The 20,959-nt window shown below is 70.6% G+C and carries 17 protein-coding genes; 16 read left to right on the top strand and 1 reads right to left on the bottom strand.

Going from position 1 to position 20,959, the window contains the following annotated elements:
* The 13 genes from EST92_RS09350 to EST92_RS09290 all read left to right on the top strand — a co-directional run.
* Positions 1-1,711: UDP-N-acetylmuramoyl-L-alanyl-D-glutamate--2,6-diaminopimelate ligase (locus EST92_RS09350; protein WP_254068677.1), on the top strand; the 1,711-nt coding region annotated here is incomplete at its 5' end.
* A gap of 62 nt (positions 1,712-1,773) precedes the next feature.
* Positions 1,774-3,225, top strand: coding sequence for a UDP-N-acetylmuramoyl-tripeptide--D-alanyl-D-alanine ligase (gene murF / locus EST92_RS09345; RefSeq protein ID WP_129280469.1), 1,452 nt, complete (start codon positions 1,774-1,776; stop codon positions 3,223-3,225).
* Positions 3,226-3,230: 5 nt separating this feature from the next.
* Complete coding sequence (gene mraY, locus EST92_RS09340; RefSeq protein ID WP_129248037.1) at positions 3,231-4,295, top strand: phospho-N-acetylmuramoyl-pentapeptide-transferase; 1,065 nt, start codon at positions 3,231-3,233, stop codon at positions 4,293-4,295.
* Positions 4,292-5,770 (top strand): UDP-N-acetylmuramoyl-L-alanine--D-glutamate ligase, encoded by a 1,479-nt coding sequence (murD, locus tag EST92_RS09335; protein ID WP_129280476.1) that lies wholly within the window; start codon positions 4,292-4,294, stop codon positions 5,768-5,770. The genes mraY and murD overlap by 4 nt, the downstream gene beginning before the upstream one ends.
* A 114-nt stretch (positions 5,771-5,884) precedes the next feature.
* Positions 5,885-7,180 carry a putative lipid II flippase FtsW gene (gene ftsW, locus EST92_RS09330; RefSeq protein WP_254068686.1) on the top strand — a complete coding sequence of 432 codons (1,296 nt, stop codon included), beginning with the start codon at positions 5,885-5,887 and terminating at the stop codon, positions 7,178-7,180.
* 6 nt (positions 7,181-7,186) lie between these two features.
* Positions 7,187-8,278 (top strand): undecaprenyldiphospho-muramoylpentapeptide beta-N-acetylglucosaminyltransferase, encoded by a 1,092-nt coding sequence (gene murG / locus EST92_RS09325; RefSeq protein WP_129280467.1) that lies wholly within the window; start codon positions 7,187-7,189, stop codon positions 8,276-8,278.
* Positions 8,279-8,454: 176 nt separating this feature from the next.
* Positions 8,455-9,117: an FtsQ-type POTRA domain-containing protein gene (locus tag EST92_RS09320; RefSeq protein ID WP_275540858.1), complete on the top strand. Its 663-nt coding sequence runs from the start codon at positions 8,455-8,457 to the stop codon at positions 9,115-9,117.
* 281 nt (positions 9,118-9,398) lie between these two features.
* Positions 9,399-10,625 (top strand): cell division protein FtsZ, encoded by a 1,227-nt coding sequence (ftsZ, locus tag EST92_RS09315; RefSeq protein WP_129280465.1) that lies wholly within the window; start codon positions 9,399-9,401, stop codon positions 10,623-10,625.
* Between the two features lie 14 nt (positions 10,626-10,639).
* Positions 10,640-11,416, top strand: coding sequence for a peptidoglycan editing factor PgeF (gene pgeF, locus EST92_RS09310; RefSeq protein WP_129280464.1), 777 nt, complete (start codon positions 10,640-10,642; stop codon positions 11,414-11,416).
* Positions 11,400-12,122 carry a YggS family pyridoxal phosphate-dependent enzyme gene (locus EST92_RS09305; RefSeq protein WP_254068675.1) on the top strand — a complete coding sequence of 241 codons (723 nt, stop codon included), beginning with the start codon at positions 11,400-11,402 and terminating at the stop codon, positions 12,120-12,122. Before pgeF ends, EST92_RS09305 begins: the two co-directional genes overlap by 17 nt.
* A gap of 122 nt (positions 12,123-12,244) precedes the next feature.
* A complete protein-coding gene (gene sepF / locus EST92_RS09300; RefSeq protein WP_006606158.1) occupies positions 12,245-12,865 on the top strand; it encodes a cell division protein SepF in 621 nt (206 codons plus the stop codon).
* 67 nt (positions 12,866-12,932) lie between these two features.
* Positions 12,933-13,226, top strand: a complete 294-nt coding sequence (locus EST92_RS09295; protein WP_042162056.1) for a YggT family protein — start codon at positions 12,933-12,935, stop codon at positions 13,224-13,226.
* Positions 13,227-13,275: 49 nt separating this feature from the next.
* On the top strand, positions 13,276-14,385 hold the full coding sequence (locus tag EST92_RS09290; RefSeq protein ID WP_129248002.1) for a DivIVA domain-containing protein: 1,110 nt from the start codon (positions 13,276-13,278) through the stop codon (positions 14,383-14,385).
* A 173-nt stretch (positions 14,386-14,558) separates the two neighbouring features.
* Here EST92_RS09290 and ileS read toward each other — a convergent pair whose 3' ends face one another.
* A complete protein-coding gene (gene ileS, locus EST92_RS09285; RefSeq protein WP_129280463.1) occupies positions 14,559-17,711 on the bottom strand; it encodes an isoleucine--tRNA ligase in 3,153 nt (1,050 codons plus the stop codon).
* A 639-nt stretch (positions 17,712-18,350) separates the two neighbouring features.
* On the opposite strand from ileS, the gene EST92_RS09275 reads away from it, so the two are divergent.
* From EST92_RS09275 to EST92_RS09265, 3 genes are all read left to right on the top strand, one after another.
* On the top strand, positions 18,351-19,181 hold the full coding sequence (locus tag EST92_RS09275; RefSeq protein ID WP_129280462.1) for a TraR/DksA C4-type zinc finger protein: 831 nt from the start codon (positions 18,351-18,353) through the stop codon (positions 19,179-19,181).
* Between the two features lie 122 nt (positions 19,182-19,303).
* Positions 19,304-19,906 (top strand): signal peptidase II, encoded by a 603-nt coding sequence (gene lspA, locus EST92_RS09270; protein ID WP_129280461.1) that lies wholly within the window; start codon positions 19,304-19,306, stop codon positions 19,904-19,906.
* 85 nt (positions 19,907-19,991) lie between these two features.
* Entirely contained in the window at positions 19,992-20,933 is a 942-nt protein-coding gene (locus EST92_RS09265) for an RluA family pseudouridine synthase (RefSeq protein WP_129280460.1), read from the top strand.
* Positions 20,934-20,959: the final 26 nt, after the last annotated feature.

The following is a 20,959-nucleotide window of genomic DNA, read 5'->3' as shown; positions in this document are numbered from 1 at the left end:
CCCCGGAAGCTGCCCCCCACCACAGCCCTCACTTCGCCCCGGGCCCACTGTGCCCGGTACGCTCACCGCCGTGTCACACGCTGATCAGTCCCCGAAAGCCCAGCACGCCGAGAAGGGCGGTCCCGGCACCTATCCGGGCGCACCCCGCCCTGACCGGGTCCGCCCCACACCCCTGGTGGACCTCGCCGAGCAGCTGGGATGCCCGGCCCCCGCCGCCGCCCACACCGATGTCATGGTCACCGGCATCACCCATGACTCCCGGGCGGTCCGCCCCGGCGATGTCTACGCCGCGCTGCCCGGCGCCCGTCTGCACGGCGCCGACTTCGTCGCCCAGGCCGCCGACCTCGGTGCCGCGGCGATCCTGACGGACCCCTCCGGCGCCGAGCGCGCCGCCGCGACCGGCCTGCCGGTCCTCGTCGTCGAGAACCCCCGCGCGCGGATGGGCGCCCTGGCCGTCTCGATCTACGGAACGCCGGGCGAGGACCTCCTCCAGATCGGCATCACCGGCACCTCCGGCAAGACCACCACCGCGTACCTCATCGAGGGCGGGCTGCGGGCCGCCGCGGCCAAGCGCCCCGACGGCGGGCTCACGGGCCTGATCGGCACCGTCGAGACCCGTATCGGCGACGAGCGGATCAAGTCCGAGCGCACCACCCCCGAAGCCACCGACCTGCAGGCACTGTTCGCCGTGATGCGTGAGCGCGGGGTCCGTGCGGTCGCCATGGAGGTCTCCAGCCACGCCCTGGTCCTCGGCCGGGTCGACGGCTGCGTCTTCGACGTCGCGATCTTCAACAACCTCAGCCCGGAGCACATGGAGTTCCACTCCGGCATGGAGGACTACTTCCAGGCCAAGGCCCAGCTGTTCACCAAGGCCCGCAGCCGCGCCGGCGTGGTCAACCTCGACGACGAGTACGGCAAGCGCCTGGCCGAGGGCGAGTCCGAGGTCCCGGTCACCACCTTCTCCGCGGAGGGCCACCCGGACGCCGACTGGCGCGCCGCGGACGTCGAGGTCGGCACCCTCGGCTCGACCTTCACCGTGCACGGCCCGGACGGGCAGACGGTGCGCGCCGCCTCCCCGATCGCCGGCCCCTTCAACGTCGCCAACGCGCTCGCCGCGATCGTCTCGCTGGTCGTCGCCGGTATCGACGCGCAGACCGCGGCCGACGGCGTGGCCGCGGTGCCCGGCGTCCCCGGCCGTCTGGAGCGCATCGACGCCGGCCAGCCGTATCTGGCGGTCGTCGACTACGCCCACAAGACCGACGCCGTCGAATCGGTTCTGCGCGCGCTGCGCAAGGTCACCGACGGCAAGCTGCACGCCGTCCTCGGCTGCGGCGGCGACCGCGATCCGCACAAGCGCGGCCCGATGGGCGCCGCGGTGGCCCGGCTCGCCGACACGGCCGTCCTGACCTCCGACAACCCCCGTAACGAGGACCCGCTCGCGATCCTCGCCACCATGCTCGCGGGCGCCGCCGAGGTGCCGATCCACGAACGCGGCACGGTGCTGGTCGAGGAGGAGCGGGCCGCCGCCATCGCCGCCGCCGTCGCGCGCGCCGAGCCCGGCGACACCGTGATCGTCGCGGGCAAGGGCCATGAGCAGGGCCAGGACATCGCCGGAGTGGTACGCCCCTTCGACGACCGCCAGGTGCTGCGCGGTGCCATCGAGGACTCGTTGAAGCCACAGCAGTCGCAGCAGCCGAACCACCAGGGATGACACACCTCCATGTGCGCACAATCCGCTTACCGTCACCGCCCGCCCCTCGACGGGGGTGACCTGTGATCTCCCTGTCGCTCGCCGAGATCGCGAGCATCGTCGGCGGGCAGCAGTACGACATACCGGACGACGACCGCCGGGTGACCGGACCGGTCGTGGCCGACTCCCGCGCGGTTTGCCCCGGCTCGCTGTTCGTGGCCTTCGCCGGGGAACGCGTCGACGGCCATGACTTCGCCCGGGGTGCCGTGGAGGCGGGCGCGGTGGTTGTTCTGGCCGCCCGCCCCGTCGGCGTCCCCGCGATCGTCGTCGACGACGTCACCGCCGCGCTCGGCGCGCTCGCCCGCGCCGTCGTCGAGCGGCTCGGCACCACCGTCGTCGGGCTGACCGGCTCGGCCGGCAAGACCAGCACCAAGGACCTGCTCGCCCAACTGCTGCAGCGGCACGGCCCGACCGTCTGGCCCGAGGGCAACCTCAACAACGAGATCGGGCTGCCGCTGACCGCGCTGCGCGCCGATGAGACGACCCGTCACCTCGTCCTGGAGATGGGCGCCCGCGGCGTCGGCCACATCCGCTACCTCGCCGGGCTGACCCCGCCGCGGGTCGGTGTGGTGCTCAACGTCGGCTCCGCGCACATCGGCGAGTTCGGCGGTCGCGAGCAGATCGCCGCGGCGAAGGGCGAACTCGTCGAGGCGCTGCCGTCCGCGGCGGAGGGCGGGATCGCGGTGCTCAACGCCGACGATCCGTACGTCCGTGCCATGGCGGTGCGCACAACGGCCCGTACGGTCCTGTTCGGTGAGGCCGCGGACGCCGATGTGCGTGCCGAGAATGTCCGTCTCACGGCGCTCGGACAGCCCGCATTTACGCTTCACACACCCTCCGGGTGCAGTGATGTGACCATGCGGCTGTACGGTGAGCACCACGTGTCGAACGCGCTCGCCGCGGCCGCCGTAGCCCATGAGTTGGGCATGCCCGTGGACGAGATCGCCTCCGCGCTCTCCGAAGCCGGCACGCTCTCCCGCTGGCGTATGGAGGTCACCGAGCGCGCGGACGGCGTGACGGTCGTCAACGACGCCTACAACGCGAACCCCGAGTCCATGCGAGCGGCGCTGCGAGCGCTGGTCGCCATGGGCGCCGCCGCCAAGGCGGAGGGCGGGCGCACGTGGGCGGTGCTCGGTGAGATGGCCGAGCTGGGCGAGGAGTCACTCGCCGAACACGACGCGGTCGGGCGGCTGGTCGTCCGACTCAACGTCAGCAAGCTCGTGGCGGTCGGCGGCGCGGAAGCGGCGTGGCTCGACATGGGCGCCAAGAACGAGGGTTCGTGGGGTGAGGAGTCGGTGCACGTGTCCGACGCGCGGGCGGCGGTCGACCTGTTGCGCAGCGAGCTGCGGCCGGGAGATGTCGTGCTGGTGAAGGCGTCCAGGTCGGTGGGGCTGGAGCGGGTCGCCGCAGCATTGCTGGACGACGGCGGCGCCGCGGGCGCCGCGGGCGCTGAGGGTGGAGCCGCATCCCGATGAACACGATGAAGCAGATCCTCTTCTCCGGAACGATCGGGCTCTTCCTGACCCTGATCGGCACCCCGCTGCTGATCAAGCTGCTGGCCAAAAAGGGATACGGGCAGTTCATCCGCGATGACGGCCCGCGGACGCACGGCAGCAAGAAGGGCACGCCCACCATGGGCGGCATCTCCTTCATCCTGGCCACGATCATCGCCTACGTCGTGACCAAGCTGATCACCTCCAGCGACCCCACCTTCTCCGGTGTGCTGGTGCTGTTCCTGATGGCGGGCATGGGCCTGGTCGGGTTCCTCGACGACTACATCAAGATCGTCAAGCAGCGCTCGCTGGGCCTGCGGGCCAAGGCCAAGATGGCCGGCCAGCTGATCGTCGGCATCGCCTTCGCGGTGCTCTCGCTGCAATTCGCCGACCTGCGCGGACAGACCCCGGCCTCGGACCGGCTGTCCTTCACCCAGGACTTCGGCTGGCAGATCGGCCCGGTGATCTTCGTGATCTGGGCGCTGTTCATGATCCTGGCGATGTCCAACGGCGTGAACCTCACCGACGGCCTCGACGGCCTGGCCACCGGCGCCTCGGTGATGGTCTTCGGCGCGTACACCTTCATCGGCATCTGGCAGCACCAGGAGTCCTGCGCCAACCAGATCACCGCGGGGCCCGGCTGTTACGAGGTCCGCGACCCACTCGACCTCGCGGTCGTCGCCTCGGCCCTGATGGGTGCCTGCTTCGGCTTCCTGTGGTGGAACACCTCACCCGCCAAGATCTTCATGGGGGACACCGGCTCGCTGGCCCTGGGCGGCGCGCTCGCCGGTCTGGCCATCTGCTCCCGTACCGAGCTGCTGCTGGCCATCCTCGGCGGCCTCTTCGTCCTGATCACCATGTCCGTGGTCATCCAGGTCGGCTCGTTCCGGCTGACCGGTAAGCGGGTCTTCCGGATGGCGCCACTCCAGCACCACTTCGAGCTCAAGGGGTGGTCGGAAGTGCTGGTGGTGGTCAGATTCTGGATTATTCAGGGCATGTGCGTCATCGTCGGACTCGGCATCTTCTACGGCGGTTGGCAGGCAGCGAAGTGACCACCCACGGTCCGACCGGCGCTCCCGCGGGATTCGACGGTCAGCACATCACCGTGGCCGGCCTGGGCGTGAGCGGCATCAGTGCCGCCCGCGCGCTGGCCGGCCTCGGCGCCCACGTCACCGTCGTGGACGGCGGCGACGGGGACACCCAGCGGGCGGCGGCGCGGGAGCTGGAGGCGGCAGGTATGACCGTCCGCCTCGGTGACGGTGAGACCTTCCCCGAGGGCACCGACCTCGTCGTGACCTCGCCCGGCTGGAAGCCGGACAGCCCGCTGTTCACGGCGGCCGCCGCGGCCGGGGTGGACGTGGTCGGCGACGTGGAGATCGCCTGGCGGCTGCGCGAGACCGTCGCGGGGCAGCCGCCCGCCGCCTGGCTCGCGGTCACCGGCACCAACGGCAAGACCACCACCGTACGGATGCTGGCCTCGATCCTGGCCGCCGAGGGCCTGCACACCACGGCCGTCGGCAACATCGGCACCCCGATCATCGATGTCGTCCTCGGCCAGGGCAAGGACGGTGCGCGCCCCTACGACGTGCTCGCCGTGGAGCTCTCCAGCTACCAGCTGCACTGGGCGCCGTCGCTGCGCGCGCACTCCGCCGTGGTCCTCAACCTCGCCCCCGACCACCTCGACTGGCACGGCTCCATGGAGGCCTACGCCGCCGACAAGGGCCGGATCTACGAGGGCAACACCGTCGCCTGCGTGTACAACGCGGCCGACAAGGCGACCGAGGACCTGGTGCGCGAGGCCGATGTCGAGGAGGGCTGCCGGGCCATCGGCTTCACCCTCGGCACCCCCGGCCCCTCCCAACTCGGCGTCGTCGAGGGCCTCCTCGTCGACCGCGCCTTCGTGGAGAACCGGCAACAGCAGGCCCAGGAGCTCGCCGAGGTCTCCGACATCGCGCCCGGTTCCGGCACCCCCGCCCCGCACAACATCGCCAACGCCCTCGCGGCGGCGGCGCTGGCCCGTGCCTTCGGCGTCCGGCCCGCCGCGGTACGCGACGGACTGCGCGCCTTCCACCCGGAGGCACACCGCATCCAGCACGTCGCGGAGTTCGACGGCGTCACCTACATCGACGACTCCAAGGCCACCAACACCCACGCCACCGAGGCGTCGTTGGCGGCGTACGAGCACATCGTGTGGATCGCCGGCGGCCTCGCCAAGGGCGCGACCTTCGACGAGCTGGTGCAGAAGTCCGCGGCCCGGCTGCGCGGCGTGGTGCTGATCGGCGCCGATCGGGCGCTGATTCGCGAAGCCCTGGTGCGACACGCCCCCGATGTCCCGGTGGTCGACCTCGACCGGACAGACACTGGGGCGATGTCCGAGGCGGTCCGGGAAGCGACCCGTCTGGCCGAGCCGGGCGATACCGTCCTGCTGGCTCCGGCCTGTGCCTCGATGGACATGTTCGTCAATTACAACAAGCGGGGCGAGGCCTTCGCCGACGCGGTCGGCGAGCTGACCGCACGGGATCACTAGACCGTTTCTCCCCGCCGCCACCGGGACCGGTCGGCGCGCGCACCTGTGGAGGGGACGAGGATGACGGCCCGATCGCCGAAGGCGGCCCCTCCGCGTCCGCCGCGCCGGCCCGCCATGGTGCGGGGGCCGCGCGGCGGCCGCGTCCCCGGTGGCCCCCGGGGCTTCCTGGTCAGGGTGCGGCGTGCCTGGGACCGTCCGCTGACCGCGTACTACCTGATCCTCGGCGGCAGCCTGCTGATCACCGTGCTGGGCCTGGTGATGGTCTACTCGGCGTCCCAGATCAAGGCGCTGCAGTCCGGCCTGGCCCCGGCGTACTTCTTCCGCAAGCAGCTGCTCGCCGCGGTCCTCGGCGGCGGGTTGCTGCTGGCCGCGTCCCGGATGCCGGTGCGGCTGCACCGCGGGCTGGCCTATCCGCTGCTGGCCGGCTCGGTGTTCCTGATGTGCCTGGTGCAGATCCCCGGGATAGGGGTCGCGGTCAACGGCAACCAGAACTGGATCAACCTCGGCGGCCCGTTCCAGATGCAGCCGAGCGAGTTCGGCAAGCTCGCGCTGGTGCTGTGGGGCGCCGATCTGCTGGCCCGCAAACAGGACAAGAAGCTGCTGGTGCAGTGGAAGCACCTGCTGGTGCCGCTGATCCCGGTCGCCTTTCTGCTGCTCGGGCTGATCATGCTCGGCGGCGACATGGGCACCGCGATCATTCTCACGGCGATCCTCTTCGGGCTGCTGTGGCTGGCCGGTGCGCCGACCAGGCTGTTCGTGGGGGTGCTGGGTGCCGCCACGTTGATCGGGGCGTTGCTGATCAAGACCAGCGCCAACCGGATGTCCCGGCTGGCCTGCATCGGAGCGACCGATCCGGGGCCCGGGGACCAGTGCTGGCAGGCCGTGCACGGCATCTACGCCCTGGCGTCCGGCGGATTCTTCGGTTCCGGCCTCGGCGCGAGTATGGAAAAATGGGGAGAACTCCCTGAACCGCACACCGACTTCATCTTCGCCATCACCGGGGAGGAACTGGGTCTGGCGGGGACGCTGTCGGTGCTCGCCCTCTTCGCGGCTCTAGGCTATGCGGGTATCCGCGTGGCCGGACGCACGGAGGACCCCTTCGTACGGTACGCCGCGGGAGGTGTGACCACCTGGATCACGGCCCAGGCCGTGATCAACATCGGTGCGGTGCTCGGCCTGCTGCCGATCGCCGGTGTCCCGCTCCCGCTGTTCTCCTACGGAGGCTCCGCCCTGCTGCCGACGATGTTCGCCATCGGGCTGCTGATCGCCTTCGCGCGGGACGAGCCCGCTGCACGGGTGGCGTTGACGGCCCGGTCGAAGCGGAAGCCGGTCTTCGGCAGAAGACCGGCTGGGGTGAGATGGAAGACGATGAGACGGCGCGTCAAGAAGCGGCCGTCCGGAGAGCGGTGAATTTCGGTGCATGTCGTACTCGCCGGTGGGGGGACCGCCGGCCACATCGAGCCCGCGCTCGCCCTCGCGGACGCACTGCGGAGGCAGGACCCCACCGTGGGGATCACGGCACTCGGCACGGAGAAGGGCCTGGAGACCCGGCTCGTCCCGGAACGCGGCTATGAGCTGGGGCTGATCCCCGCGGTACCCCTCCCGCGCAAGCCCACGCCGGAACTGATCACCGTCCCCGGGCGGCTGCGCGGCACGATCAAGGCCGCCGAGCAGATCCTGGAGCGCACCAAGGCCGACTGCGTCGTCGGCTTCGGCGGCTATGTGGCGCTGCCCGGATACCTGGCCGCCAAGCGGCTCGGGGTGCCGATCATCGTCCACGAGGCGAACGCCCGGCCCGGTCTGGCCAACAAGATCGGCTCGCGGTACGCCAAGTTCGTCGCCGTCAGCACCCCCGACAGCAAGCTGCGCGGGGCCCGCTACGTCGGCATCCCGCTGCGCCGCACCATCGCGACCCTGGACCGTGCCGCGGTCCGCCCCGAGGCGCGGGCCGCCTTCGGCCTGGACCCCAACCTCCCGACGCTGCTGGTCTCCGGCGGTTCCCAGGGCGCCCGCCGGCTCAACGAGGTCATCCAGGCCACCGTGCCGGCCCTGCAGCGCGCCGGCATCCAGGTCCTGCACGCGGTCGGCCCGAAGAACGAACTGCCGCGTGCGGACAACATGCCCGGGATGCCCCCCTATGTCCCGGTACCGTACGTGGACCGGATGGATCTCGCGTACGCCGCGGCCGACATGATGCTCTGCCGCGCGGGCGCGATGACCGTCGCCGAGTTGTCCGCCGTCGGGCTCCCGGCCGCGTTCGTCCCGCTGCCCATCGGCAACGGCGAGCAGCGGCTCAACGCCCAGCCGCTGGTCAACGCCGGCGGAGGTCTGCTGGTCGACGACGCCCAGCTGACCTCGGACTGGGTGCAGAGCCAGGTGCTCCCGGTCCTGGCCGATCCGCACCGGCTGTACGAGATGTCGCGCGCGGCCTCCGAATTCGGCCGCCGGGACGCCGACGAGCTGTTGGTCGGCATGGTGTACGAGGCGATTGCGCAGCACAACAAGTAGCGCACGAGAGAAGGCAGGGGAGCGTGGCCGGACCGGCAACCGCCCGTCGGGGCGAGCAGAAGTCACCGTCCGGCCCGCCCTCCGCCGAGGCGCCCCCGGGGCGAAGATTCGGGTGGGTGCGCCTTCCCGTTCGCGCGCCGGGCCGCCGTAGTCTGATCATCATCCTGGTCGGCGTGCTGCTGCTCGGCGCGTTCGGCGCCTGGGTGCTCTTCGCCTCGAACTGGCTGCGGGTGGAACGCGTCAGGGTCACCGGCACCGAGGTACTGACGCCGCATGAGGTCGTCGCCGCGGCGCATGCCCCGATGAACGCCCCGCTGGCCTCCGTGGACACCGAGGCGCTGGCCCGCCGGCTGCGCGACCGGCTGCCGCGCATCAAGACCGTGGACGTCGAGCGGTCCTGGCCGAACACAATCGGTCTGAATGTGACCGAAAGAATGCCGGAACTGCTGATGCGAGCGGGCGGAAAGTTTGCCGAAGTGGACGCCGAGGGTGTCCGGTTCGCCACCGTGGAGGCGGCCCCCCAGGGTGTTCCGCTTCTGGAAATGAACGTATCCGACTCTCCGAGTCTGCATCAGTTCGGAACCGACCGTTTGCGACGCTCCGCTGTTGAGGTCGCCCAGGATCTGCCCACGGCGCTGCGCAAGGGCCTCCGGAAGGTCCGGGTCCGGTCCTACGACGCCATCACCCTCGAACTGGCGGGCGGCCGCACCGTCGCCTGGGGTAGCCACGAACAGGGCGCCGAAAAGGCAAAGGTGCTGGCCGCGCTGGTGAAAGCCGCGCGTGACGCGCGCCACTTCGATGTGTCGGTGCCCAGCGCCCCTGCCGTATCCGGGAGTTGACGTCCGTAGCCGCAGGCCAGCACCCTGGATGGCTACGACTATGGGTGATCACATAGGGTGAAAAGAAAAACGGGAGGTTCGGCGTGTTCGTTGAACGTGCGCGCCTTGTCGACTTAGTGTCTCGTTCCAAAGGGACTATGGAACCAAGGAACACAGGCACAGGTAACCCTAAACTTCAACGTTAGGGTTCGGGTCGGCACTACGAACCGTCCCATCGGCATCAGTCGGCGTCCACACGCAGTGCGGCGACGACACGTAACTCGAGGCGAGAGGCCTTCGACGTGGCAGCACCGCAGAACTACCTCGCAGTCATCAAGGTCGTCGGCATCGGCGGCGGTGGCGTGAACGCCATCAACCGGATGATCGAGGTCGGGCTCAAGGGCGTCGAGTTCATCGCGATCAACACCGATGCGCAGGCGCTGCTGATGAGCGACGCCGACGTCAAGCTCGACGTCGGCCGCGAAATGACGCGCGGGCTCGGCGCCGGCGCCAACCCGGATGTGGGTCGCAAGGCGGCCGAGGACCACCGCGAGGAGATCGAGGAGGTCCTCAAGGGGGCCGACATGGTCTTCGTGACCGCGGGAGAGGGCGGCGGCACCGGCACCGGCGGCGCACCCGTCGTCGCCAACATCGCGCGCTCGCTGGGCGCCCTGACGATCGGTGTGGTCACCCGCCCGTTCACCTTCGAGGGCCGCCGTCGCGCCAACCAGGCCGAGGACGGCATCGCCCAGCTGCGCGAAGAGGTCGACACCCTCATCGTGATCCCCAATGACCGGCTGCTGTCCATCTCGGACCGTCAGGTGAGCGTGCTCGACGCGTTCAAGTCGGCGGACCAGGTGCTGCTGTCGGGTGTGCAGGGCATCACCGATCTGATCACCACCCCGGGCCTGATCAACCTCGACTTCGCCGACGTCAAGTCCGTGATGTCGGAGGCCGGGTCCGCCCTCATGGGCATCGGCTCGGCGCGCGGCGACGACCGCGCGGTGGCCGCCGCGGAGATGGCGATCTCCTCGCCGCTCCTGGAGGCGTCCATCGACGGCGCCCGCGGCGTGCTGCTCTCCATCTCCGGCGGCTCCGACCTCGGTCTCTTCGAGATCAACGAGGCCGCGCAGCTGGTCAGCGAGGCGGCACACCCCGAAGCCAACATCATCTTCGGTGCGGTCATCGACGACGCGCTGGGTGACGAGGTCCGGGTCACGGTCATCGCCGCGGGCTTCGACGGCGGTCAGCCGCCGGCCCGCCGCGACGCACAGTCCGCCGCGTCCACCCCGAAGCGCGAGGAGCCCGCCCCGGCCCCGAGCCGTCCGGTCGCTCCGCCCGAGCCGCGGTCGTCGTCCTTCGGCGGACTGGGTTCGGTGCCCGTACGCGACGAGGAGCCGGCCCCGGCCGAGTCCTCCTCGCTGGGTGAGGTGTCCTCGCCTCCGGCGAGCGCCCCGCAGGTTCCCCCGGCCCGTCCGTACTCGGACTCCGCGGCCGAGGAACTCGACGTCCCCGACTTCCTGAAGTGACGTAAAGCAGCGAAGTGATAGGGAAACAGCATCACGAGAGCGGCGCGCACTTCGCCTTCACCGACCGGTGGGGCGGGGTGAGCGCCGCTCCGTATGAGCAGCTCAATCTGGGCGGCGCGGTCGGCGACGACCCGCAGGCCGTCCGCACCAACCGTGCCCGCGCCGCCGCGGAACTCGGCCTCGACCCGGCCGCGGTGGTCTGGATGAACCAGGTCCACGGCCGGGACGTCGCCGTGGTCGACGGACCGTGGCGAGACGAGGACGTCCCCGCTGTCGACGCGGTGGTGACGGATCGCCGGGGTCTTGCGCTCGCCGTTCTGACGGCCGACTGCACCCCGGTCCTGCTCGCCGACCCGGTCGCCGGGGTCGCGGGGGCCGCGCACGCCGGCCGGCCCGGGCTGGTCGCCGGGGTCGTCCCGGCGGTCGTCGAGGCGATGGTGCAACAGGGCGCGGAGCCGGCCCGGATCATCGCGTACACCGGACCCGCGATCTGCGGGCGGTGTTACGAGGTGCCCGAGGCGATGCGCGACGAGGTCGCCGCCGTGGTGCCCGAGTCCCGGGCGACGACCGGCTGGGGCACACCCGCGGTGGACGTCACCGCCGGCGTACGGGCCCAACTCGCCGCGGCGGGCGTGCCGTTGCGTGAGGATTCCCACATCTGCACCCGCGAGTCCGCGGACCACTTTTCTTACCGGCGCGACCGTACGACGGGGCGGCTCGCGAGCTATGTGTGGCTCGGGGCGCCCCCGGCCCGGGGCTGGGGGAGGCCGAGCCGTGACGGACGACCGTAGAACGCAGCTGGCACAGAACCTGGCGCAGGTGGAGGAACGTATCTCCGCTGCCTGCGCCAAGGCTGGCCGGCCGCGTGCCGACGTGACCCTGATCGTGGTCACCAAGACCTACCCCGCGAGCGATGTGCGGCTGCTCGCGGAGCTGGGGGTGCGGCAGGTCGCGGAGAACCGTGATCAGGAGGCCGCTCCCAAGGCCGCTGAATGCGGAGATTTGCCGCTTAATTGGCACTTCGTTGGTCAATTGCAGACGAACAAGGTGCGGTCCGTGGCCGGATATGCCGGAGTTGTTCAGTCGGTCGACCGGGCCAGGCTCGCCACCGCCCTCTCCAGGGAGGCGGTGCGCGCCGAGCGCGAACTGGGGTGCCTGATCCAGGTGGCGCTCGACGCGGAGTCGGGGGAGCGGGGGGACCGGGGCGGGGTGGCGCCGGACGGAGTCGAGGCACTTGCCGAGACGATCGCCGGGGCCCAAGGGCTGCGCCTGGACGGTGTGATGACCGTCGCACCGCTGGCCGGGCCGTATGCCGGCCGTGAACTCGCCGCTTTCGAACGGCTCATGGAAATCTCATCCGACCTGCGCGGGCTGCATCCTGCTGCCAACATGGTGTCAGCAGGCATGAGCGCGGACCTTGAGGATGCCGTGGCGGCCGGGGCGACACATGTGCGCGTCGGCACTGCGGTACTCGGAGTCCGACCACGGCTCCGGTAACGTCGCCAAGCAAGTCGGACCACAGCACAAAATATGGTCATTCCCGCACAAGCGGGCAGGCCACGTGGATCCAAGGCCCCTGCTGACGGAGCCGATCCACCACAGAGCGGAGGACGCAGAGAATGGCCGGCGCGATGCGCAAGATGGCGGTCTACCTCGGCCTCGTGGAGGACGATGGGTACGACGGCCGGGGGTTCGACCCCGACGACGAGTTCGAGCCCGAGCTTGACCCGGAACCCGATCGGGGGCGGCGTCAACAGCACCAGGCTCAGCCCGAAATCCCCCCGGAAAGGGAGGAACCCGTCCGTGCTGTGACACCTCCGGCGCAACGTGAACCGGCCCCGCTCACCGTGGAAAGCGGACGACCCGCGCGAATCGCCCCCGTGTCATCCATCACACCCGAACGTCCAAATCTGGAGAAGAACGCACCGGTGATCATGCCCAAGGTTGTGTCCGAGCGGGAGCCCTACCGCATCACCACACTCCACCCCCGGACCTACAACGAAGCCCGTACCATCGGGGAACACTTCCGTGAGGGCACTCCGGTGATCATGAATCTGACGGAGATGGATGACACCGATGCGAAGCGACTTGTCGACTTTGCGGCCGGTTTGGTGTTTGGTCTTCACGGCAGTATCGAGCGGGTGACGCAGAAGGTGTTCCTGTTGTCTCCTGCTAACGTCGATGTCACGGCGGAGGACAAGGCCCGTATCGCAGAGGGCGGGTTCTTCAACCAGAGCTGAGACGCAACACCGGGCACACCGGGGCCGTAAGGTCTGCACAGGAGCAAGGGGAGAGGGACAGCGCGAGATGAGTGTCTTTGGTCAGGTGATCTACATCGCGCTGTACTGCTTCCTGATCGTGTTGATCTTCCGGCTGGTGATGGACTATGTGTTCCAATTCGCCCGTTCATGGCAACCCGGCAAGGCGATGGTGGTCATTCTTGAGGCCGCCTACACTGTCACTGATCCGCCACTCAAGCTTCTGCGGCGGGTAATTCCGCCGCTGCGTCTCGGGGGCGTGGCGCTCGACCTGTCCTTCTTCGTATTGATGATCATCGTGTACATCCTGATCACCGTCGTGAGGTCGGTGTTGTTGGTGTGAACGATACGGTCTTGCCGATTGCCGACGACTACGTTGAGGTGAAGTAGAGATGCCGTTGACCCCCGAGGACGTGCGGAACAAGCAGTTCACGACCGTCCGCCTCCGAGAAGGCTATGACGAGGACGAGGTCGATGCCTTCCTCGATGAGGTCGAAGCCGAACTGACCCGGCTCCTGCGGGAGAACGAGGACCTCCGCGCCAAGCTTGCGGCTGCCACCCGCGCCGCCGCGCAGAACCAGCAGCAGCAGGGTCTGCGCAAGGGACCGGACCAGCAGCAGGAGCAGCAGCAGAGGCCCGGGGCCCCTGTGCCCGCCGCCATATCCGGTCCGCAGCCGGTGCCGCCGCAGCAGCAGGGGATGGGTGGACCTCCCCAACTGCCCGGTGGAGCACCGCAGCTGCCTCCTGGTCCCGGTGGCCACGGCCCGCAGGGCCCGCACGGCCCCGGTCCGATGGGTCCCGGCGGTCCCATGGGCGGCCCGATGGGCGGCCCCGGTGGACCCCAGCTGCCCGGCCCCGGCGGCCAGCAGGGCGGCCCGGGCGGTGACAGCGCGGCACGCGTGCTGTCGCTGGCACAGCAGACCGCCGACCAGGCGATCGCGGAGGCCCGTTCCGAGGCCAACAAGATCGTCGGCGAGGCGCGCAGCCGTGCCGAGGGCCTGGAGCGGGACGCCCGCGCCAAGGCCGACGCGCTGGAGCGGGACGCGCAGGAGAAGCACCGCGTGGCGATGGGCTCGCTGGAGTCGGCCCGCGCGACGCTGGAGCGCAAGGTCGAGGACCTGCGCGGCTTCGAGCGCGAGTACCGCACGCGGCTGAAGTCCTACCTGGAGAGCCAGCTGCGTCAGCTGGAGAACCAGGCCGACGACTCGCTGGCCCCGCCGCGGACCCCGGCGACCGCTTCGCTGCCGCCGTCCCCGTCGATGGCGTCGGCCGGTGCGGGTGCCATGGGCGGTAACCACACCATGGGTGGCGGTCAGTCCATGGGTGGTGGCAACCACTCCATGGCCGGTCAGTCCAGCGGTGGTCCGTCCTACGGCGGTCAGCAGCAGATGTCGCCGGCGATGACCCAGCCGATGGCTCCGGTGCGGCCGCAGAGCCCGCAGCCGATGCAGCAGACGCCGTCGCCGATGCGGGGCTTCCTCATCGACGAGGACGACAACTGACGCCCGCGTAGCGCGCACGGTCGGCAATCAGGGCCGGGCCCCGAAGGAAGAACATTCCTTCGGGGCCCGGCCCTTTTGTGTGGACTTGTCCGTGCGGCCGGGGGCGGGTGCGGGGACGGCGAAGCCCCCCGGCGCGAGCGGCGCCGGGGGGCTTCGTGCGGGCGGGCCCGGGGTTACGCCTTGCGGAGGCGGAAGGTGAGGGCCAGGGCCTCGTCGGTGAACTCGGGGCCGTAGGCACCGTCCACCTCGTCGGCGGTGTGCTGCTCGTTCACGAACTCCGTGGCGAGCACCTCGTCGGAGATCAGGCCGGTGTGGTCGGTCAGTGCCGTGCGCACCTCTTCGTCGGTGGACTGCCAGCGCAGCGCGATCCGGTCGGCGACGTCCAGACCGCTGTTCTTACGGGCCTCCTGGATCAGCCGGATCGCGTCCCGGGCCAGGCCCGCGCGGCGCAGCTCGGGAGTGATCTCCAGGTCGAGGGCGACCGTCGCCCCCGCGTCGGAGGCCACCGACCAGCCCTCGCGCGGGGTTTCGGTGATGATCACCTCGTCGGGGGCGAGGGAGACGGTCTCGCCGTCGACCTCGACGCTCGCCGTGCCCTCGCGCAGGGCGAGCGAGAGGGCCGCGGCGTCCGCGGCGGCGACGGCCTTGGCGACCGCCTGGACGCCCTTGCCGAACCGCTTGCCGAGGGCACGGAAGTTCGCCTTGGCGGTGGTGTCGACGAGGGAGCCCCCGACCTCGGAGAGGGAGGCCAGCGAGCTGACGTTGAGCTCCTCGGTGATCTGGGTGCGCAGGTCCTCGGGCAGGGCCGCGAAGCCGTGGGCCGCGACCAGCGCGCGGGACAGCGGCTGGCGGGTCTTGACGCCGGACTCGGCGCGGGTGGCACGGCCCAGTTCGACCAGCCGGCGAACCAGCAGCATCTGGGCGGACAGCGTCGGGTCGATGGCGGCCTTGTCGGCGACCGGCCAACTGGCGAGGTGGACCGAATCCGGGGCGTCCGGGGTCACCGGGACGACCAGGTCCTGCCAGACCCGCTCGGTCAGGAACGGGGTGAGGGGCGCCATGAGACGGGTGACGGTCTCGATGACCTCGTGGAGGGTGCGCAGCGCGGCCGCGTCGCCCTGCCAGAAGCGGCGGCGGGAGCGGCGGACGTACCAGTTGGAGAGGTCGTCGACGAAGGAGGAGAGCAGCTTGCCGGCCCGCTGGGTGTCGAAGCCCTCCAGGGACTCGGTGACCTGCTCGACCAGGGTGTTCAGCTCGCCGAGCAGCCAGCGGTCCAGCAGCGGGCGGTCGGCGGGCGCCGGGTCGGCGGCGGACGGCGCCCAGTTCGAGGTACGGGCGTACAGCGCCTGGAAGGCGACGGTGTTCCAGTACGTCAGCAGCGTCTTGCGGACGACTTCCTGGATGGTGCCGTGGCCCACCCGGCGGGCGGCCCACGGGGAGCCGCCGGCGGCCATGAACCAGCGGACCGCGTCGGCGCCGTGCTGGTCCATGAGCGGGATCGGCTGGAGGGTGTTGCCCAGGTGCTTGGACATCTTCCGGCCGTCCTCGGCCAGGATGTGGCCCAGGCAGACCACGTTCTCGTACGACGACTTGTCGAAGACGAGGGTGCCGACCGCCATCAGCGTGTAGAACCAGCCGCGGGTCTGGTCGATGGCCTCGGAGATGAACTGCGCCGGGTAGCGCTTCTCGAACAGCTCCTTGTTGCGGTACGGGTAGCCCCACTGCGCGAACGGCATCGAGCCCGAGTCGTACCAGGCGTCGATGACCTCCGGGACGCGGGTCGCGGTTCCCCGGCAGGTGGGGCAGGCGAAGGTGATCTCGTCGATGAACGGGCGGTGCGGGTCCAGGTCCGACTGGTCGGTGCCGGTCAGCTCGGTCAGCTCGGCCAGCGAGCCGACGCAGGTGAGGTGGTTCTCCGCGCAGCGCCAGATGGGCAGCGGGGTGCCCCAGTAGCGGTTGCGGGACAGCGCCCAGTCGATGTTGTTGTTCAGCCAGTCGCCGAAGCGGCCGTGCTTGACCGACTCCGGGAACCAGTTGGTGTGCTCGTTCTCCCGCAGCAGAGCGTCCTTGACGGCGGTCGTGCGGATGTACCACGAGGGCTGCGCGTAGTAGAGCAGTGCGGTGTGGCAGCGCCAGCAGTGCGGATAGCTGTGCTCGTAGGCGAGGTGCCGGAAGAGCAGACCGCGGGCGCCGAGGTCGGCGACCAGCGCCTCGTCGGCCTTCTTGAAGAACTGGCCGCCGATCAGGTCCAGCTGCTCCTCGAAGGTGCCGTCCGGGCGGACCGGATTGATCACCGGCAGGCCGTACGCCCGGCAGGTCTTGAGGTCGTCCTCACCGAAGGCCGGGGCCTGGTGGACGAGGCCGGTGCCGTCGTCGGTGGTGACGTACTCGGCGTTGACGACGATGTTGGCGCCCTCCAGCTCGACGAGGTCGAAGGGGCGCTCGTAGGACCACCGCTCCATCTCGCGGCCGGTGAACGACTCGCCGGTGGCGCTCCAGCCCTCGCCGAGCGCCTTCTCCAGCAGCGGCTCGGCGACGACCAGCTGCTCGCTGCCGTCGGTGGCCACGACATAGGTGACGTCGGGGTGGGCGGCGACGGCTGTGTTGGAGACCAGGGTCCAGGGGGTGGTCGTCCAGATGAGGAGCTTGGCCCGGCCGGCCAGCGGACCGGAGGTCAGCGGGAGGCGGACGAAGACCGAGGGGTCGACGACCGTCTCGTAGCCCTGCGCGAGCTCGTGGTCCGACAGGCCGGTGCCGCAGCGCGGGCACCAGGGGGCGACGCGGTGGTCCTGGACCAGCAGGCCCTTGGTGAAGATCTCCTTCAGCGACCACCACACCGACTCGATGTAGTCGGGGTCCATCGTGCGGTACGGGGCATCCAGGTCGGTCCAGTAGCCCATACGGGTCGTGAGCTCGGCGAAGGCGTCGGTGTGGCGGGTCACCGACTCGCGGCACTTGGCGTTGAACTCGGCGATGCCGTACGCCTCGATGTCCTTCTTGCCGCTGAAGCCCAGCTCCTTCTCCACGGCCAGCTCGACCGGGAGGCCGTGGCAGTCCCAGCCGGCCTTGCGGTCGACGTGGTAGCCCTGCATCGTGCGGAACCGGGGGAAGACGTCCTTGAAGACGCGGGCCTCGATGTGGTGCGCGCCGGGCATGCCGTTGGCGGTCGGGGGGCCCTCGTAGAAGACCCACTCGGGCCGCCCCTCGGACTGCTGGAGGGTACGGGCGAAGACCTTCTGCTCCCGCCAGAACTCGAGCACGGCGTGCTCAAGGGCGGGGAGGTCTACCTGGGCGGGTACCTGGCGGTACTGGGGCTGCGGACTCATCGGGGGCTTCCTCCGGCGGACACCTGCTGCGTTCTCCGTCCGGAGGGACGAGAGCCTGGGCTCCCGCGGTACCACCCTCCTTGGCGGTGCCGTCGCACCGCCCCCTCATTGGGGTCGCGCTGCCGGTTCTACTCGCCCTGGATCTGCGGCCCGTGGGCGGAGCCCACAGTTCAGAGCTTTCTTCCGGCGGCTCCGGGGTGATCTTCACGTCGTGCACGCCCCCGGGCTTCCACCGTCCCCGGGTCGCTGCTGGCTGCGTACGGCGCTACTCGTCCCGTCAATGCCTCTCGCTGGTCCCCCGAACTCTCGACTCCGCTCGAGCAGGGGGCACCCCCACAGTGTACGGGGCCGCGCCGACCGCGGCCGACCGGTTTTCCGACGGCGTGCGGGCGGGGCCGGGCACCGGCGCAGCACGGGGGCGTGCCGGCTCCGCGCCGTGACCCGAATGGCGAGCAGTCGGGTGCCGGCCCGCCCGGCGGATTACCGGGCGGACGGCGGGGCACAACCGAGACAGACCGGACGTCCGGGCCGGTGGGCAGGCCTGAGGGGCGGTGCGTCCCGTTGCCGCGTGACGCGTGGCGATTTATCGTTCCCGTCACGATTCGCGAACAATGTCACATATGTGAAGGGGTCGCGGCCATGGTGGCGAAAAAGACCGCCGCGGAGAAGAGCACGACGCCTGCCGACGAGGCCGTCGCGAAGCAGCCTGCAGCGAAGAAGACCGCGCCGAAGAAGGCCGCGGCCAAGAAGACGACGGCGAAGAAGACGGCGGCGAAGAAGACGGCGAAGACGGCGGACGGCGCGGCCCGCCCGGCGAAGACCACGGCCAAGAGGGCCGCGCCGGCGAAGACGACCACGAAGAAGACCGCCGCGAAGAAGACGGCGACGACGCCGGCGAAGAAGGCAGCGGCCAAGAAGGCCGCGAAGAAGACCGCGAAAAAGGCTCCGGCCAAGACGGCCGCGGTGCCCGCTAAGAAGACGGGAGCCAAAACGGTGGTGGCGAAGAAGACTGCGGCCGCAACGGCCGGGAGAGCCGGCAAGAACTCCGCGGCACCGACGGTCAAGGTGGCCGCGGCGCCCGGCGAGCTCGCCGTACGGCCCGGTGAGAAGCCCTGGACGCCGGCCGAGGTCGCCGCGGCCCGGACCGAGCTGATGGACGAGTCGGCGCGGCTGCGGCTGGAGATCGTCTCGGCCGAGAACGCCATCGCCGGGCTGATGCGTGACGGCGACGGCGCGGGCGACGACGAGGCCGACACCGGCACCAAGAACATCACCCGCGAACACGAGCTGGCGCTCGCCTCCAACGCCCGCGAGATGCTGCACCAGACCGAACGGGCCCTCGGCCGGCTGGACGCGGGCACCTACGGGCTGTGCGAGAACTGCGGCAACGCCATCGGCAAGGCACGGATGCAGGCCTTCCCGCGCGCGACGCTGTGCGTGGAGTGCAAGCAGAAGCAGGAGCGCCGCTGAGGCGGCCGGAGGTCGTCGCGGGACGGCACCCGGAGCGCCCGCGTCCGTGGAGGCGTGCCGTACTCTCGTGGTTCAGCCGGGCGGGGCCCGGCCGTGGACACGACGGGCTGAGGGACTCACACGTGGCAGAGGCGGAACGCATCACCGGCACGCCGGAACCCGAGCCGGGTACCGGAGCGGATCCCACGACGGGGGCCGAAGGGGACCGGCCGGCGCAGTCCGGGCCGGACGCCGGCCGCGGCAGGCGGCGGATCCTCGCCCTGCTGCTGGTCGCGCTGCTGGTCTACCTGCTCGACCTGAGCAGCAAGCTCCTCGTCGTCGCGAAGCTGGAGCACCACGCGCCGATCGAGGTCATCGGGACGCTGTTGCAGTTCACGGTGATCCGTAACCGCGGGGCCGCCTTCGGGATGGGCGAGGCCCTGACGATCTTCCTCACCTTCATCGCGGCCGCCGTGATCGTGGTGATCGCCCGGATCGCCCGCAAGCTCTACAGCCTGCCCTGGGCGATCGCGCTCGGGCTGCTGCTCGGCGGCGCCTTCGGCAACCTCACCGACCGGATCTTCCGCACGCCGGGGGTCTTCGAGGGCGCGGTCGTCGACTTCATCGCCCCCGCGCACTTCGCGGTCTTCAACCTCGCCGACTCCGCGATCGTCTGCGGCGGCATCCTGATCGTGATCCTCTCCTTCCGGGGCCTCGACCCCGACGGGACCGTCCACAACGACTGACGGGCACGGCGGCGGGCGGTGTCCCGCGGGCCGGCCGCCCCGACCGCCGGCCAGGGCACCATGGCGTAACTGCCATACTCGTGGGGTGAGCACCATTCCCGAGATCCGCACCCTGCCCGTACCGGACGGCCTGGAGGGCGAGCGCGTCGACGCCGCGCTGGCCCGGATGTTCGGCTTCTCCCGTACGAAGGCGGCCGAACTCGCGGCCACCGGGAAGGTCCGGGTCGACGGCTCCGAGGTGATCAAGTCGGAGCGGGTGCACGGCGGAGCCTGGCTGGAGGTCGAGATGCCGCAGGCCGCGCCGCCCGTCGAGATCGTCGCCGAGCCCGTCGAGGGCATGGAGATCGTGCATGACGACGACGACATCGTCGTGATCGTCAAGCCGGTCGGAGTGGCCGCGCACCCCAGTCCCGGCTGGACCGGCACGACCGTCATCGGCGGACTGGCCGCGGCCGGCTACCGCATCTCGACCTCCGGTGCCGCCGAGCGCCAGGGCATCGTGCACCGTCTCGACGTCGGCACCTCGGGCCTGATGGTGGTCGCCAAGTCCGAGCGCGCCTACACCCTGCTCAAGCAGCAGTTCCGCGAGCGTACGGTCGACAAGCGCTACCACGCCCTGGTCCAGGGCCACCCGGACCCGATGAGCGGCACCATCGACGCCCCCATCGGCCGGCATCCGCAGCACGACTACAAGTGGGCGGTCACCGCCGAGGGCAAGCCGTCGGTCACGCACTACGACCTGATCGAGGCGTTCCGCGCGGCCAGCCTGCTCGACATCAAGCTGGAGACCGGCCGCACCCACCAGATCCGGGTGCACATGGCCGCCCACCGTCACCCCTGTGTCGGTGACCTGACCTATGGCGCGGACCCGACCCTCGCCCAGCGGCTGAGCGTCGGCCGGCAGTGGCTGCACGCGGTCCGGCTGAGCTTCGAGCACCCCTCCGACGGCCGCTGGGTGGAGTTCGAGAGCACGTACCCGGACGATCTGCAGCGCGCGCTGGACACCGTGCGGGACGAGAGCAGCTGACGCCGCCGGGGCGCGCGGCGGCACAC

Origin of the sequence: Streptomyces sp. TM32 (assembly GCF_004122755.1) — a bacterium.
Taxonomy (GTDB): domain Bacteria; phylum Actinomycetota; class Actinomycetes; order Streptomycetales; family Streptomycetaceae; genus Streptomyces; species Streptomyces sioyaensis.
Note: the sequence above shows the minus strand (reverse complement) of the source record. Positions and strands in the feature narration are given on the sequence as shown.